This is a genomic window from Haloferax sp. Atlit-48N (assembly GCF_003383015.2).
GTDB classification, from domain to species: domain Archaea; phylum Halobacteriota; class Halobacteria; order Halobacteriales; family Haloferacaceae; genus Haloferax; species Haloferax volcanii.
Genome location: NZ_CP137689.1, coordinates 1,533,381 through 1,548,419, shown reverse-complemented (window position 1 = coordinate 1,548,419; position 15,039 = coordinate 1,533,381). Strand labels below are relative to the sequence as shown.

The following is a 15,039-nucleotide window of genomic DNA, read 5'->3' as shown; positions in this document are numbered from 1 at the left end:
CCAGTATGACAGACGCATGGTTCGCCGGCGCGGACCCCGACGACCCCGAACCCGGGGCGACGCGAGTCCGAACGGGTAGCGCCTCCGCCCCCGCCGACTGGCCGGCCGAGGCCGTCGACGCCGGGTTCGCCGCCGACGAAAGCGATTACTACGCCAAACTCCGCTCGGCGACGCTCGCCGCCGCCAGCGAGGCCGTCGCGGAGCGCGAGCGCGCCGACGACGTGCAGCTCGCCCACGCCGTGCGCGCGATGGACGACGCCGAACGGACCGCGAACGAACTCGCCGAGCGGGTCGTCGAGTGGGCCGGCACGCTCTACGAGGAGGTTCCGCGCGGCCTCGACGGCGTCCGCGACATCGCCGCCCGCGAGCCGAAGACCGCCGCCGAAGAGCGCGTCGTCTCCTACGCCACCCGCGCGGTGGACCTGCTCGACGAGCGCGACGACCTCCGAGCGTTCATCGAGGAGCGCGCGCCCACGACCGCGCCGAACCTCGCCGAGATGGCCGGGCCGGTCCTCGCGGCGCGGCTCATCGCGCTGGCGGGCGGCCTCGAACCCCTCGCCAAGAAACCGAGCGGGACGGTCCAAGTGCTCGGAGCCGAAGACGCCCTGTTCGCCCACCTGAAGGGCCGCGCCACGTCGCCCAAACACGGCGTTATCTTCACCCACGAGTACGTCCGCGGGACGCGCCCGGAAGACCGCGGGTCCGCCGCCCGCGCGCTCGCCGGGAAACTCGCTATCGCCGCCCGCGTCGACCACTACTCGGGCGACTACCGGCCGGACCTGCACGCCGAACTCACCGACCGGATGGAGACGATTCGCGCCCGCGCCGACGAGGGGGGCGACGAATGAGCGACGACAGTGGCCTCCCCGACGGCGTCGAACGCCGGACGTTCGGCGGCCGCGAGCGCCTCTCGACGCGGGGCGAACCGGTCTACGGCGAACCCGTCGATTCCGACGGCTGGCGCGCGTGGGACGCCGGACGTTCGAAGCTCGGCGCGATGCTCGAACTCGGCATGGACACGGGCCTCGTCGGCGGCGAGTCGGTGCTCTACCTCGGGGCCGCCTCGGGGACGACCGTCTCGCACGTCGCCGACTTCGCCGGGCCGACCTACGCCGTGGAGTTCGCGCCGCGACCCGTCCGCGACCTCGTCGGCGTCGCCGAGGACCGCGACAACCTCTTTCCGCTTCTGAAGGACGCGCGCGACCCCGACTCCTACGCGCACGTCGTCGAAGCCGGCATCGATTGCCTCGTCATGGACGTGGCGACCCGCGGGCAGGCGACCGTCGCCGTCCGCAACCGACAGTTCCTCGCGGACGACGGCCGACTCCTGATGGCCGTCAAGGCGCGCAGCGAGGACGTGACTGCGGAGCCGGACGACGTATTCGACGACGTGGTCGCTGAACTCGACTCGGCGTACGAACTCCTCGAAACCGCCCGCCTCGACCGCTTCCACGCGGACCACCTCGGTATCGTCGCCCGGCCGAAGTAGGTCGCCGCCGCCGGCTGGCTCCCCGAATCACGGGGGTCGCCGCCGGTGTTGGGCGTCCGCGGAACCATTCGGTCGCTGTCACGTCGTCGGATTCGACCGGCGGCGGTCGTGCGACGCGTTCGCCGGCTCCCACGGTGTTTTTAATTCGGCGCAACTTACGCCGTTGCGATGGAACTAGGGTCGGCGGATGCCTTCGACCGAATGGGGACGCTCGGCGTCGAAGAGGAATTCTACATCGTCGATGCCGACGGCCGCCCCACCTCGGGTATCGACGACTTAGTCTACGGACCGGAACCTCCCGAACCGCTCGCCGGACGGCTCGACCACGAGCTGTTCCAGTTCACTATCGAGACGCAGACGCCGCTCATCGAGGACCCCGACGAGGCCGGCGCGGCCGTCGAGACGGTCCGCGAGGCGCTCGTCGACCACGCCGCGGCCCACGGCTACCGCATCGCCGCGGCCGGGCTCCACCCCGCCGCCAAGTGGCGCGAACTCGACCACGCGACCAAACCCCGGTATCAGGCGCAACTCGACCGGATTCAGTACCCGCAACACCGGAACACGACCGCCGGCCTCCACGTCCACGTCGGCGTCGACGACGCGGACAAGGCCGTCTGGGTCGCCAACGAACTCCGCTGGTATCTCGCGCCGCTCCTCGCGCTCTCTGCGAACTCTCCCTTCTGGAACGGCTTCGACACCGGTCTCGCCTCCGCCCGCGCCAAGGTGTTCGAGAACCTCCCGAACACCGGCATGCCGACCGCCTTCGACGACTTCGAGGAGTTCCAACGCTTCGAGCGCCGGATGGTCGAGTACGGCTCGATAGACGACCGGGGCGAACTCTGGTACGACGTGCGCCCCCACACCGGCCACGGGACGGTCGAAATCCGCACCCCCGACGCCCAGACCGACCCCGAACGCGTCACCGACTTCGTCGAGTACGTCCACGCGCTCGTGTTGGACCTCGCCGACCGCTACGAGGCCGGCGAGTCGGGAACGTCGGTCCGCCGAGAACTCCTCGACGAGAACAAGTGGCGCGCGACCCGCTACGGCCGGGACACGGACTTCATCGCCCCCGACTCCGAGGGCGTGGTGAGCCTCGACTCGTTCGTCGAAACCGAGTCCGACCGCCTCGGCGTCGACGGCCTCCGGTCGCTTCTCGACGCCGAATCCGGAACCGCCGTCCAGCGGCGGATTCACGAGGAATCCGGGCTCGACGGCCTGTGCGAACACCTGACGCTGGACTGAGTCGCACGCCGACGCGCGACAGGAAACATTTTTTAGCGCCCCAGTTTTGACCTTTGCCGTAGCACAAATGTCTGCGGACCAGAGCACAGAGGGGAGCGCGGAGTCGACGGACGAAGACGACTCGGGCGGCGCGGCCGACTGCGCCGTCTCCGAGTTCGACGACGGGTTGGTGGACCTGCTCGCGTGGATTCTCGATACCGAGACCCGCGCGCGAATCTACGTCCACCTCCGACAGCACCCACATTCGACGAGCGAGGAAGTCGCCGAGGGGACCGGCCTCTACCCCAGTACGGTTCGGGAGGCGCTGGCCGAGCTCGCGGACGACGAGACGGTCGAGCGCCGCAAGCGGAAGAGTTCCGGGGCGGGCAACAACCCCTACGAGTACGTCGCCATCGCGCCGAGCGACCTCGTGAAGGGCGTCTCCGGACAGGTGCAGGCGCAGTTGAACGCCGTGTTCAACCTCGACCGACACCTCGGCACCGACCGCTCCGACGAGACCGAACCGGTCACGATTACGGTCCGCGAGGAGTAGCGCGGCGTCCCGACTGCTGCGACGATTCGCGCACCCTCGGAGCCCCCGCTGGCCGCGGGCGTTGGGCCGTTAGGCTAACCCGACCCGCTTAAGTCGCGCCGTACCCACCCCGAGAGTATGCACGTCGCGTTGGGCGGGACGTTCGACCCTGTCCACGATGGACATCTCGCGCTGTTCGAGCGGGCGTTCGAATTGGGTGCTGTCACGGTCGGACTCACGAGCGACGAACTCGCGCCGAAGACGCGACACGTCGACCGCTACGTCCGGCCCTTCGACGACCGCAAGGCCGACCTCGAAGCCGAACTCCGACCGCTCGCCGAGGAGTACGACCGCGAGTTCGAGGTCCGCGAACTCGACAAACCGACCGGCATCGCGACCGAGGAAGGCTTCGACGTGCTCATCGTCTCGCCCGAGACGCGGGGTGGCGGCGAGCGCGTCAACGAGATTCGCGAAGAAAAGGGCCTCAAACCCCTCCGTATCGAGGTCGTCGAACACGTCCCCGCCGAGGACGGCGAGCGCATCTCCTCGACGCGCATCGTCTCCGGCGAAATCGACCGCCACGGCAACCTCACGCCCGACCGCGAGGGCCGCGGTCGGACGCCCCCGAGCGACGAATAGTTTTCACTGTCACGGTCGTACGCTCCCCCATGCGACACGCGCGTTTCGCCAGTTTCGCCGTCGGCGTCGTCGCCGCGCTCGTCGTCGGCATCGCCGTCACCGAGGTAGCCTCGCGGTGGATATTCTTCTCGCTTTTCGTCGGTATTCCGGCCGGCGTCGCCGCCGGCGTCGTCGCCACCGCGGTGACCTACGCGGTCCTGACTCGTCGGATGGCTCCCGCGCGCTCCTCGGAGTGAGCGCCTCCAAACTACCAGCTCGGCGGTCGGAAGCCGGCCTCCCGGAGGAGGTCCTTCCAGCGCTGTTGGATGCTGAGCCGCGACACGTCCATCGACTCGGCGACGGCGGTCTGGGAGCGCTCCTCGCCGGCGATGAGCGCGCCGGCGTAGAGGCTGGCGGCGGCGACGGCCTGTTTGGAGCGCTCCTCGTCGGGCAACTGGGTGAGAAACATGTCCGAGGCGTACGAGCGGGCCTCGCTGCCGAGTTCGAGGCCGTCGGCGGCGGCGTCGATGCGGGCCAGCCACTCCCGGTTGTCTCGCTGGTCTCGGGCGCTGTACATGGTCGTCGTTGCGGCCGCGGGAGCATAATCCCCGCGGCGGGCGCTCGTGACGTTTATATATCGTTGCGGGAAATGTGCGGTCGAAGGGCGGGCGTCGCCCGATTGCGCGCGGGTAGCCAAGTGGCCAAAGGCGCAGCGCTTAGGACGCTGTGGTGTAGACCTTCGCAGGTTCGAACCCTGTCCCGCGCACTGAGCGAACGAAGTGAGCGAGGGAGCAGACAGGTTCGAACCCTACGAGACGAGCACCGCGAGTCTCGGCCCGGTTCGAACCCTGTCCCGCGCGTTTCGCGTACTGGACAGTGCTATCCGTCTTCCGTGGCTGCGAACGTGACAGCGAGGAATATCCACCCGAGTGCCATGTAAACGACGAGTTCGAGTCGGAAATAGTCAGAGAGGCGAAAGGGACCCGGCGTAAACAGTGGGGTGTAAATCAGCGCCGAGAGGATGAGAGCGACCCCCGCGATAACAGCGAATCTCGCCGTAGTGTTCACGCCCGAGATACTGACAACTGTGCTATAAATTTGTCCCCGGTCGTATCCCGGAACTCGACGTAGTATCTTGATTCTACGGACTCAGACCCATCTCCGGAGAATTCAAACAGAACTACCGGAACTTCACGTACTCCCACTTCAACTTCCAATCCACTCTTAAACACCCCGCATACGTTCGGAGGAAACCTTACCGTCGTGGTGTCCAATTCCCCGACGAATGCCTGCGCAGTCACTCTACGCTCGCATCGGCGGCCGTGAGGCCGTCGAAGCAGTCGTCTCGGACTTCTACGACCGCGTCCTCGCGGACGATTCGGTCGCCCACTACTTCGACGACATCGACATGGTCGAACAGCGCGCCCATCAGGTCAAGTTCATCAGCGCCGTCGCGGGCGGTCCCGTCGAGTACGACGGGGCCGATATGCGGGCGGCCCACGACCACCTCGACCTCTCCGGTGAGGACTTCGACGCCATCGCCGAGCACCTCGCGGCCGCGCTCGACGAAAACGGCGTCGCCCCGGAAGACGCCGACGCGATTCTCGACGAAGTCGCCGCGCTCAGAGCCCCGATTCTGGGGCAGTAGGTCCCGTTCGACCCCCTTCCGGGAGACTCAGTCGCCGGTTTCGACCGGCCGAATCGCGCACGCCACGCGTCAGACGCGACACAACCCTTTTTCTCACCCGGTGTCTCTCTCCACCAATGGCGGCGTTATCCGAATTATTGGGCGACCTCGTGGCGGACGTCGATGGGTTGTTTCTGTTCACGCCGAGCAGCTCCCACTACGAGCAGTTCGCCGAGACGGACGTTCCGACGGTGGTCATCGCGCCGGAGAACACGGTCGAAGCAGAGACGTTCGTGGAGTTGCCCCTGCAGTTCCAGAACGTCAAAGACCGCATCCGCTTCGGCGTCGAAGGCGCGATGGAACAGAGCATCGTCGAGGCCGGCGACACCATCGCCTGCAACGTCGGCATCTTCGGCGGCGACCCGGACTCGCTCGTCCGCGTCCGCGTTGAGGAGAACATGCGGTCGGGCATCTACGACCTCTTTGCGAACTCGCGGGCGGACCCCGGCGTCATCCGCGACGTGTTCGAGGTGGCCATCGAACTGGGCAAGAAAGGGCAGAAGGGCGAACCCGTCGGCGCGCTGTTCATCGTCGGTGACGCGGGCAAGGTGATGAACAAGTCGCGGCCGCTGTCGTACAACCCCTTCGAGAAATCCCACGTCTACGTCGGCGACCCCATCGTCAACGTGATGCTCAAGGAGTTCTCGCGGCTCGACGGCGCGTTCGTCATCTCCGACTCGGGGAAAATCGTCTCGGCGTACCGCTACCTCGAACCCTCGGCGGAGGGCGTCGACATCCCGAAGGGGCTGGGCGCGCGCCACATGGCCGGCGGCGCTATCACCCGCGACACCAACGCCACGGCCATCGTCCTCTCGGAGTCCGACGGGCTCGTCCGGGCGTTCAAGGGCGGCAAGATGATTCTCGAAATCGACCCGGAGGCGTACTGAGATGCCGGGGTTCGCTTCGGCGTCCCTCATCCACTCGTCGGTCGGTTCCGCGTCCACAGCCGCACTCACATCCGCATCCGCGTCCGCGTCCGCATCCGCGTCCGCATCTACCGCCCCGCTTCAGACGGTCGGCGGCGTCGTCGACGACATCGTCAGAATCGCCGGCCTCCGGTTTCTCGGCGTGCTCGCCATCCTCCTCCTCGGGCTGGTGCTCGCGTACGTCGCGGGGACGCTCGTCCATCGGCTGCTCGTCAGCGTCGGTGTCCCGGAGGCCATCGAGGGGACCGCGTTCGAGCGGACCGCCCGCGACTTCGACACCTCGACGGTCGAAATCCTGTCGTGGCTGACGCGGTATTTCGTCCTCGGCATCAGCATCTTCGCCACCCTCTCGTTCGCCGGGGTCAACTACGCCGACCGGTTTTGGGGGCTCGTCATCGCCATCCTCCCGCAGTTGTTCATCGCCATTCTGGTCCTCATCATCGGGGTCGTCGTCGGCGACAAGGTCGAACTGCTCGTCGCCGAGCGACTCCGCGCGGTCAAACTCCCGCAGGTGAACATCCTCCCGGCGCTCGCGAAATACACCGTCTTCTTTCTCGCCACGCTCGTCGCGCTCTCGCAGGTCCGCGTCGCCACGCTCGCGCTCATCGTCCTCCTCGGGGCGTACCTGCTGGGACTCATCGTGTTCGGTGCCGTCGCGTTCCGCGACCTCCTTCGCTCGGGCGCGGCGGGGACGTATCTCCTGTTCACTCAACCGTACAGCATCGGCGACGAGATAGTCGTCGGCGAGGTTCGCGGCGTCGTCCAGGAGTTCGATATGTTCGTCACCCACGTCGAATCCGAGGATACGGAGTTCGTCATTCCGAACGCGCGCGTCCTCGACAAGGGCGTCGGGCGCGTTCGGTAGGCGCTCGGAACCGAGGCCACTGTCGTCGTTCGGACCGATTCCGTGCGGTTCGGTGCCGGGCCGGCGGTCGCCGCGTCTCGAACCGCCCACTACGACGACCGATTACTGCCCGTCGGTCTCGCCGCCGGACATGGGTCTCGCGGGCACGCCGGCGACCGTCTCGCCCGCGGGCACGTCGCGCGTGACGAGCGAGTTCGCCGCGACCTGCGCGCCCTCGCCGATGCGGACGCCCGGGAGAATCGTCGCCTTCGCGCCGATCATGGCGCGCTCGCCGACGACGACCTCGCCGGTTCGGTACTCGTCCTGCAAAAACTCGTGGCAGAGGATGACCGCGTCGTAGCCGATGATAGCGTCGTCTTCGATGGTGACGAGTTCCGGCCAGAACACGTCGGGCGTCGCTTCGAGGCCCCACGAGACGCCCGCGCCGACGGTGACGCCGATGCGTCTGAGCGCCCAGTTTCGAAGTTTGAGCGACGGCGCGATGCGCGCCACGAGGACGAACACGTAGTTGAGCATCACGCGCCAGACGGGTTTGGCGTCGGTCCAGTACTGCAACGAGTTCCGCGGGCCGGGCGTCGGGTGGTGCTGGATTCGGTCGTGTCGGCGGGCCTCCGCGTCCGCCGGTGCGGCATCGTCGTCGGTCACGTCCGCCGATTGGACCGCGGGGGTAAAAGCGCCCTCGGCGCGGGGGCGACGAGAGAAACAGAAACGCGGGGTCGCGGAACCGCGTCCCGCTTACTCGCCGCGGAGTTCGGCCATGTGGTCGATGCGGCGCTGGACGAGCGCCGCCGTGCCGATGTCGTGGCGGATGTGGAAGCCCTCGCCGGCGTCGGCGAGCGCGTCCTCCGCGAGTTCCTCAGCCTCGGTGATGCTGTCGGCGACGCCGACCACGGCGAACGACCGGGAGGTCGTCGTGTAGAGGCCGTCCTCGCGGTCGTCGACGCTCGCGTAGAACAGCAGCGCGCCGGCGTCCTCGTCCACTTCGACCGTGATTTCCGCGCCGGCCTCGGGGTCCGTCGGGTAGCCCTCGGGGACGGCGTACTTACAGACCGTGGCGGCCTCGGTGAAGTCGAGTTCCGGCAGGGATTCGCCCTCGCGGGCTGCGGTGAGCACGTCGATGAAGGGCGTTTCGAGGACCGGTAGGGTGTTCATCGCCTCGGGGTCACCGAAGCGGGCGTTGAACTCGATGACCTTCGGCCCCTCGGTCGTGAGCATGAACTGGCCGTAGAGGATGCCCTTGTACTCCGGCAGCGCCTCCACGACGGCCTCGATGACTTCGACGGCGGCCTCGTAGTCGCCGTCGGCCATGAACGGCAGGGAGGGAGACACGTCGGTGTAACTGCCCATGCCGCCGGTGTTCGGTCCCTCGTCGCCCTCGTAGGCGCGCTTGTGGTCCTGCACGGCGGGGCTGACGCGGAACTCGCCGTCGGCGACGAACGCCTGAATCGTGAACTCCTCGCCGACGAGGCGCTCTTCGAGGACGACGCGCTCGTAGTCCGAGTCGCGGAGGTACGCCTTCGCCTCCGCGGGCGTCACCTGGTCGCCGATGACCTTCACGCCCTTGCCGCCGGTGAGGCCCGCGGGCTTGACCGCGAGGTCGCCGTCGTAGTCGTCGATGTAGTCGCAGGCGGCCTCCATGTCGTCGAAGGTGGCGAAGTCGGGGTTGCCCGGAATCTCCTCGTCGCGCATGAACTGCCGCTGGAACGCCTTGTCCGTCTCGATGCGCGCCTCGGCGGCCTGCGGGCCGAAGGTGTAGATACCCGCCTCGTCGAGGGCGTCGGCGACGCCGGCCGCGAGGCCGGACTCGGGGCCGACGACCGCGAGCGTCGCGTCGACGGACTCGGCGTAGGCGACGATGTCCTCGGCGGCGGTCTCCGAAATCGTCTCGAAGCCCTCCGCGAGGGCGGCGATGCCGGGGTTTCGGTTGCTGGCGCAGGCGTACAGGTCGCAGTCGGGGGCCAGCGCGCGGGCAATCGCGTGCTCGCGGCCGCCGCCGCCGACGAGGAGGACGGTCTCGCTCATGGTCGCATACCATGCGCACGGGAGTGTAAAGATTGCTCTTTATCTTCGACGAAATAGGCACGATTGTGGTCATAGACGGTCGCCAGCGAGGGTGACTCGCCGTCCGACCCACACCCCGCGCCACACCCCGAGTCGGCCACGACGGCCGTCTCCACGCCGCTTTAGTTCCCGGAGCGCCGACTCCGACGCATGTCCGACCCGGTGGGACGCAACCGACTCGACGAGGAGCAGAGCCCGTACCTCCGCCAGCACGCCGACAACCCGGTCAACTGGCAGCCGTGGGACGAAACGGCCCTCGAAGCGGCCCGCGAGGCGGACAAGCCCATCTTTCTTTCAATCGGCTACTCGGCGTGCCACTGGTGTCACGTCATGGCCGACGAGAGCTTCTCGGACCCCGACATCGCCGAGGTGCTCAACGAGGAGTTCGTCCCGGTCAAAGTCGACCGCGAGGAGCGCCCCGACCTCGACCGCATCTACCAGACCATCTGCCAACAGGTCACCGGCGGCGGCGGCTGGCCGCTTTCGGTCTGGCTCACGCCCGAGGGCAAGCCCTTCTTCGTCGGCACGTACTTCCCACCCGAACCCCGCCGCGGCGCGCCCGGCTTCCGCGATGTCGTCGAGAGCTTCGCAGAGTCGTGGCGGACCGACCGCGACGAGATAGAAAACCGCGCCGAGCAGTGGACGAGCGCCATCACCGACCGACTGGAGGAGACGCCCGACGTTCCCGGCGAAGCCCCCGGCTCGGAAGTGCTCGACACGACCGTGCAGGCCGCGCTCCGCGGCGCCGACCGCGACCACGGCGGCTTCGGCGGCGACGGGCCGAAGTTCCCCCAACCCGGTCGCATCGACGCCCTGCTCCGCGGCTACGCCGTCTCCGGCCGCCGCGAAGCGCTCGACGTGGCGCGGCAGAGCCTCGACGCGATGGCCAACGGCGGCCTCCGCGACCACCTCGGCGGCGGCTTCCACCGCTACTGCGTCGACCGCGAGTGGACCGTCCCGCACTTCGAGAAGATGCTGTACGACCAGGCCGGCCTCGCCTCGCGGTATCTCGACGCCGCCCGACTCACCGGCAACGACTCGTACGCGACCGTCGCCGCCGAGACGTTCGAGTTCGTCCGCCGCGAACTCACCCACGACGACGGCGGCTTCTTCGCCACCCTCGACGCCCAGTCCGGCGGCGAGGAGGGGACCTTCTACGTCTGGACGCCCGACGACGTGCGCGACCTCCTCCCCGAACTCGACGCCGACCTCTTTTGCGACCGCTACGGCGTCACGCCCGGCGGCAACTTCGAGAACAAGACGACCGTCCTGAACGTCTCCGCGACGACCGCCGACCTCGCCGACGAGTACGACCTCGACGAGTCCGAGGTCGAGGACCGACTCGAAAAGGCACGGAAGGCGCTGTTCGCCGCCCGCGAGGGGCGCGAGCGCCCCGCCCGTGACGAGAAGGTGCTCGCCGGCTGGAACGGCCTGATGATTTCGGCGTTCGCGCAGGGCTCGGTCGTCCTCGAAGACGACTCGCTCGCGGCCGACGCCCGCCGCGCCCTCGACTTCGTGCGCGAGCGCCTCTGGGACGACGAGACCGAGACGCTCTCGCGGCGCGTGATGAACGGCGAGGTGAAAGGCGACGGCTACCTCGAAGACTACGCCTTCCTCGCGCGCGGCGCGTTCGACCTCTATCAGGCGACCGGCGACCTCGCGCCGCTCTCGTTCGCGCTCGACCTCGCGCGGGCGACCCGCCGCGAGTTCTACGACGCCGACGCGGGCACGCTCTACTTCACTCCCGAGAGCGGCGAATCGCTCGTCACCCGCCCGCAGGAGCCGACCGACCAGTCCACGCCGTCGAGCCTCGGCGTCGCCACGTCGTTGTTCTTGGACCTCGAACAGTTCGCGCCCGACGCGGGGTTCGGCGAGGTCGCGGACGCGGTCCTCGGGTCGTTCGCCAACCGCGTCCGCGGCAGTCCGCTCGAACACGTCTCGCTCGCGCTCGCCGCCGAGAAGGCCGCCAGCGGCGTCCCCGAACTCACCGTCGCCGCCGACGAGGTTCCCGACGAGTGGCGCGCGACGCTCGCCTCGCGGTACCTCCCCGGCCTCGTCGTCTCCCGTCGCCCCGGCACCGACGCGGAACTCGACGCGTGGCTGGACGAACTCGGATTAGACGAGGCCCCGCCAATCTGGGCCGGCCGCGAGGCCGCCGACGGGGAGCCGACCGTCTACGCCTGCGAGAACTTCACCTGCTCCGCGCCGACCCACGACCTCGACGAGGCGCTGGCGTGGTTCACGGCGGGCGACGACGTCTAACTGAACATAGAGACGGGTCGGAACCCAATTCAGAGCTGAGAGCCGTCGTAGCGTCGTCGTAATTCTCTGACTTTCTCGGCGACTCGTTCGGTGCGCTCGCGGGTCACGCACGGGACGACTTTCTCACCCGTCGGCGTGTCGAAGACGAGCGTCGTTCCGTCGACGACGTCGAGGTGCCGCGCCGAGAGCGCGGAACAGTACGTCCGACTCGTCTTCCGGTCCAGCGTCGATTGCACGATTGCCGTGGTGTCGAAGCGGTAGGCGTGGTCGTCGGTCTCCCACCGCTCGTGGACCGTCGACGCCACGAACAGCCCGACCCGGTCGGCGAGCAGTTCTTGGACCGACGCCACGACTCCCTCGGAGAGCGGCGGCGACTCGCCCCAGAGCATCGACTCGTGGGGAATCGTCGTGAGCAGTTCGTCGCCGCCGTCGTCGAGGAGCGCGAGGCGAAACACGAAATGCTCACCGACCATCGTCGTCGCGGCGTCGAGAAGCGCGAACAGCGCGTCCTCGCCCTCTCTATCCGGGCCGAGAGAGAAGCATCGGGTCCTGTCGTCCGGACGCTCGGGGTCGAGCGCGTCGACGGCCGCGAGCGCCTCGACGCATCGCTCGCTGTCGTCTTCCCCGAACGCTTCGTCGAGCCATTCCTCGTCGAGTTCGACTCGAACCGCGTGCGCGACGGGAACGACCTCGGCGAACACCGGGAGGAGGTCGCGGCGGTAGTCGTCGCTGTCGAGGTGATAGCGCCGCAGGTCATCCCCGTCACCCGGACTCTCACTACTATCTCCGCCACGTTCCTCACGCATCTGCTGACCCCCGCGCCATCTGCGCCCGTCGCATCGCATCGGCGTACCCGCGGGTGTCGTATCACGGTTTCGGCGGGTTCGGCTTCGTTGGCGGATTCGACGGGTCGACGAAAACGAGAGAATCGGCGTCGGCGCTCAGTTCGACAGTTCGTCCGCGAGGTAGACCGCAATCGGAACGTCCTCTTCTTCCACGAAGCGGGCGACCTCCTCGCCGTCGAGTTCGACGACGACCGTCGGGATGAGTTCGATGTCGTACTCCTCGACGAGCGGGCCGACCTTCGAGCCGTCGTCGGCCTTCTCGACGGGGTAGTGGTCGATTCGCTCGGCGGGGACGCCGGCGGCGTCGAGCGCCGCCGCGAAGTCGGGAAGCTGTCCGCGGCAGTCGCCGCACCAGTCGCCGCCCCAGACCTTGAACGTGTAGTCCGCGGCCGCGAGAGTGTCGACCACGTCGGGGTAGGACGCCGCGTCCCACGCGGGGTTCGGTTGCATCGTTTCGAGCGTCTCGGCTTCGGCCATGCGCCGGTGTACCGGCCGCGCGGATTTAACGGGTGCGCTCGCGGCGGGGCTCGCCGCCCGCGCTCGTCGCTGTCTCCCCCCGAGACGGTGGCCGTATCGTCCGCCTCCGCCAGTCGTTTAGTGTCGCACCGTCAACGGAGGGTCGATGGACGACAGTATCCTCGACGCTATCGGGTCGCCGCTGGTCCGCGTCGACTCCCCCGAGGGGTCGACGGTCGCGGCGAAGATAGAGTCGAAGAACCCGGGCGGGTCGGCGAAGGACCGCCCCGCGTTGGCGATGGTCGAGGCGGCCGAGGAGGCGGGCGACATCTCGCCGGGCGACCGCCTCGTCGAACCCACGTCCGGGAACACCGGTATCGGACTCGCGGTCGTCGCGGCGGCGAAGGGCTACGACCTGACCATCGTCATGCCGGACTCGATGTCGCCCGAGCGCCGCGAAATCATGCGCGCCTACGGGGCGACCATCGAGCTCGTCGACGGCGACATCTCCGCCGCGAAAGAGCGCGCGGACGAACTCGAAGCCGAGGGCATGTACCAGCTCCGACAGTTCGAGAACCCCGCCAACCCGGAGGCGCACTACCGGACGACCGCCGAGGAGGTTCTCGAACAGGTGGGCGACCGCCGCATCGACGCCCTCGTCGCCGGCATCGGCACCGGCGGCACGATTTCGGGCACCGGCCGCCGTCTCGTCGAGGAGTTCCCCTCGATGCGCGTCGTCGGCGTCGAACCCGCCGAGAGCGCCGTCCTCTCGGGCCGTGAGGTCGGAAACAACGACTTCCAGGGGATGGGCCCGGGCTTCGTCAGCCCCAACCTCGACACCGACCTCCTCGACGACGTGGAAATCGTCGAACTCGCGGACGCCGAGGCCGAGTGTCGCCGCCTCGCCCGCGAGGAAGGCATCCTCGTCGGCCAGTCGTCCGGCGCGTCGCTCCTCGCCGCCAAGCGCGTCGCCGAGCGGCTCGCCGCCCCCGACGCCGACGAGGAAGACCAGCCGCTCGTGGTGACGGTCTTCTGGGACTCCGGCGAGCGCTACATGTCGACCGGGATGTTCGACGCCGAAGAATAGCGGTCGCCCCGGGGCGGCGCTCACCGACCGAACTCGTCTTCGCCCACTCTGACGACGAGCGTTCGCTCCACGTCTCTGAGGTCGTAGTCGGGCACCGAGCCGTCGACCCGCGTCACGAACATCGGCTCGACGAGGCGGCCGTCTTCGACGCCGTAGATGGCGAGGTGGTCGCCCGTGTCCTCGGGCTGAACCTTCCCGTCTCGAATCCGTCGGGCGAGGTCGCGGGAGAGCCACTCGTCGGCCGAGACGGAGGGCTCGCGGACCAACGAGAAGTCGGCGAACCGGACGAGATACCAGTTGAGGTCGTTGAGAAGCGAGACGGCCGCGCCGAGACTCACCGTGTCGACCGAAAGCGAGTTGTCGAACGGTTCGGAGATATCGTAGGTCGAAAGCGCCGCGCGCGCGGTGTCGCGCGACAGCAGTTCGTACTGGAGGTGGACGTCCTCCGCGCCGACGATACAGACCTGCGTCACGTCGAGAGGGAGGGACCGGACCCGGTAAAGCGGTTCCGGTACTCAGGCGGTCGACTCCCACTCGGCGGCGCAGGACTCGTCGCAGAACACGACGCGCTCGCGTTCGAGCGTTATCTTGCCGGGCTTGTCGATGTCTCGTTCGAGGAGGACCTGGTAGTGCGCTTCGCTCATGTCGACGCGGGCGCGGCACGCCGCGCACCGCTCGACGGCGTCGCTCCAGTCGGTCCGCGACGCCCGGTGGCTGACGCGCCACTCGGGACCGGGGTGTCCGCGACCGGGATGCGATGTTTTCGACATGGGAGAACACTAGCGCTCACGGTAAATAAAGCCATTTTTGTGCAATTGTTCATTCGAAACGAATCTAAACGTTTGGAGAATCGTGACTGTGATGGTGGTTTGCACTGTTCGTGTGGGCGTCGGTACCGCACCTCGGAGGGGTCGCCCCGGCGTTCTTTCTCGCAGTCGGCCGTCGTCTCGCGTTCCCTCTCCCGCGCTCTCTCACTCACTCACTTAC

At 68.1% G+C, this 15,039-nt stretch carries 18 protein-coding genes and 1 tRNA gene; 12 read left to right on the top strand and 7 right to left on the bottom strand.

Features of this window, described 5'->3' with window-relative positions:
- Positions 1–5 precede the first annotated feature (5 nt).
- The 6 genes from DEQ67_RS08375 to DEQ67_RS08350 all read left to right on the top strand — a co-directional run bounded on the left by DEQ67_RS08375 (position 6) and on the right by DEQ67_RS08350 (position 4,120).
- The gene (locus DEQ67_RS08375; protein ID WP_115859766.1) at positions 6–848 is read left to right on the top strand and encodes an NOP5/NOP56 family protein; all 843 of its coding nucleotides are present in this window, start codon (positions 6–8) and stop codon (positions 846–848) included.
- Entirely contained in the window at positions 845–1,489 is a 645-nt protein-coding gene (locus DEQ67_RS08370) for a fibrillarin-like rRNA/tRNA 2'-O-methyltransferase (protein WP_115859768.1), read from the top strand. The genes DEQ67_RS08375 and DEQ67_RS08370 overlap by 4 nt, the downstream gene beginning before the upstream one ends.
- Positions 1,490–1,657: 168 nt before the next feature.
- Positions 1,658–2,734 (top strand): glutamate--cysteine ligase, encoded by a 1,077-nt coding sequence (locus DEQ67_RS08365; RefSeq protein WP_115859770.1) that lies wholly within the window; start codon positions 1,658–1,660, stop codon positions 2,732–2,734.
- Positions 2,735–2,801: 67 nt separating this feature from the next.
- A complete protein-coding gene (locus DEQ67_RS08360; protein WP_004041557.1) occupies positions 2,802–3,266 on the top strand; it encodes a winged helix-turn-helix domain-containing protein in 465 nt (154 codons plus the stop codon).
- 117 nt (positions 3,267–3,383) lie between these two features.
- Positions 3,384–3,884 (top strand): phosphopantetheine adenylyltransferase, encoded by a 501-nt coding sequence (locus DEQ67_RS08355; RefSeq protein ID WP_004041556.1) that lies wholly within the window; start codon positions 3,384–3,386, stop codon positions 3,882–3,884.
- A gap of 29 nt (positions 3,885–3,913) precedes the next feature.
- A complete protein-coding gene (locus tag DEQ67_RS08350; protein ID WP_115891227.1) occupies positions 3,914–4,120 on the top strand; it encodes a hypothetical protein in 207 nt (68 codons plus the stop codon).
- An 11-nt stretch (positions 4,121–4,131) separates the two neighbouring features.
- Here the strand turns inward: DEQ67_RS08350 and DEQ67_RS08345 are convergent, their stop codons facing one another.
- Positions 4,132–4,440, bottom strand: a complete 309-nt coding sequence (locus DEQ67_RS08345; RefSeq protein ID WP_004041554.1) for a cyclin — start codon at positions 4,438–4,440, stop codon at positions 4,132–4,134.
- A 106-nt stretch (positions 4,441–4,546) separates the two neighbouring features.
- On the opposite strand from DEQ67_RS08345, the gene DEQ67_RS08340 reads away from it, so the two are divergent.
- From DEQ67_RS08340 to DEQ67_RS08325, 4 genes are all read left to right on the top strand, one after another.
- Positions 4,547–4,629, top strand: a tRNA-Leu gene (locus DEQ67_RS08340).
- A 519-nt stretch (positions 4,630–5,148) separates the two neighbouring features.
- A complete protein-coding gene (locus DEQ67_RS08335; RefSeq protein ID WP_004063165.1) occupies positions 5,149–5,511 on the top strand; it encodes a group I truncated hemoglobin in 363 nt (120 codons plus the stop codon).
- Positions 5,512–5,627: 116 nt separating this feature from the next.
- Positions 5,628–6,437, top strand: coding sequence for a diadenylate cyclase (gene dacZ, locus DEQ67_RS08330; RefSeq protein WP_004063166.1), 810 nt, complete (start codon positions 5,628–5,630; stop codon positions 6,435–6,437).
- A 1-nt stretch (position 6,438) separates the two neighbouring features.
- Complete coding sequence (locus DEQ67_RS08325; RefSeq protein ID WP_115859772.1) at positions 6,439–7,341, top strand: mechanosensitive ion channel domain-containing protein; 903 nt, start codon at positions 6,439–6,441, stop codon at positions 7,339–7,341.
- A gap of 102 nt (positions 7,342–7,443) precedes the next feature.
- Here the strand turns inward: DEQ67_RS08325 and DEQ67_RS08320 are convergent, their stop codons facing one another.
- Positions 7,444–7,986, bottom strand: coding sequence for an acyltransferase (locus tag DEQ67_RS08320; protein WP_004063168.1), 543 nt, complete (start codon positions 7,984–7,986; stop codon positions 7,444–7,446).
- A gap of 90 nt (positions 7,987–8,076) precedes the next feature.
- Positions 8,077–9,363 carry a phosphoribosylamine--glycine ligase gene (gene purD, locus DEQ67_RS08315; RefSeq protein WP_004063169.1) on the bottom strand — a complete coding sequence of 429 codons (1,287 nt, stop codon included), beginning with the start codon at positions 9,361–9,363 and terminating at the stop codon, positions 8,077–8,079.
- A gap of 189 nt (positions 9,364–9,552) precedes the next feature.
- Here purD and DEQ67_RS08310 point away from each other — a divergent pair, with 189 nt between their 5' ends.
- Positions 9,553–11,664: a thioredoxin domain-containing protein gene (locus tag DEQ67_RS08310; RefSeq protein WP_115891228.1), complete on the top strand. Its 2,112-nt coding sequence runs from the start codon at positions 9,553–9,555 to the stop codon at positions 11,662–11,664.
- Between the two features lie 29 nt (positions 11,665–11,693).
- On the opposite strand, the gene DEQ67_RS08305 is transcribed toward DEQ67_RS08310, so the two are convergent.
- Together DEQ67_RS08305 and DEQ67_RS08300 are read right to left on the bottom strand one after the other, a co-directional pair.
- On the bottom strand, positions 11,694–12,470 hold the full coding sequence (locus tag DEQ67_RS08305) for a hypothetical protein (RefSeq protein ID WP_004063171.1): 777 nt from the start codon (positions 12,468–12,470) through the stop codon (positions 11,694–11,696).
- A gap of 135 nt (positions 12,471–12,605) precedes the next feature.
- A complete protein-coding gene (locus DEQ67_RS08300; RefSeq protein WP_115802670.1) occupies positions 12,606–12,986 on the bottom strand; it encodes a thioredoxin family protein in 381 nt (126 codons plus the stop codon).
- A 145-nt stretch (positions 12,987–13,131) separates the two neighbouring features.
- Between DEQ67_RS08300 and DEQ67_RS08295 the strand changes: the two genes are divergently transcribed.
- Complete coding sequence (locus DEQ67_RS08295; protein ID WP_115802669.1) at positions 13,132–14,052, top strand: PLP-dependent cysteine synthase family protein; 921 nt, start codon at positions 13,132–13,134, stop codon at positions 14,050–14,052.
- A 20-nt stretch (positions 14,053–14,072) separates the two neighbouring features.
- Here the strand turns inward: DEQ67_RS08295 and DEQ67_RS08290 are convergent, their stop codons facing one another.
- Both DEQ67_RS08290 and DEQ67_RS08285 read right to left on the bottom strand, forming a co-directional pair.
- Positions 14,073–14,525 (bottom strand): DUF5804 family protein, encoded by a 453-nt coding sequence (locus DEQ67_RS08290; RefSeq protein WP_004063174.1) that lies wholly within the window; start codon positions 14,523–14,525, stop codon positions 14,073–14,075.
- Between the two features lie 42 nt (positions 14,526–14,567).
- A complete protein-coding gene (locus tag DEQ67_RS08285) occupies positions 14,568–14,822 on the bottom strand; it encodes a hypothetical protein (RefSeq protein WP_004063175.1) in 255 nt (84 codons plus the stop codon).
- Positions 14,823–15,039 lie beyond the last annotated feature (217 nt).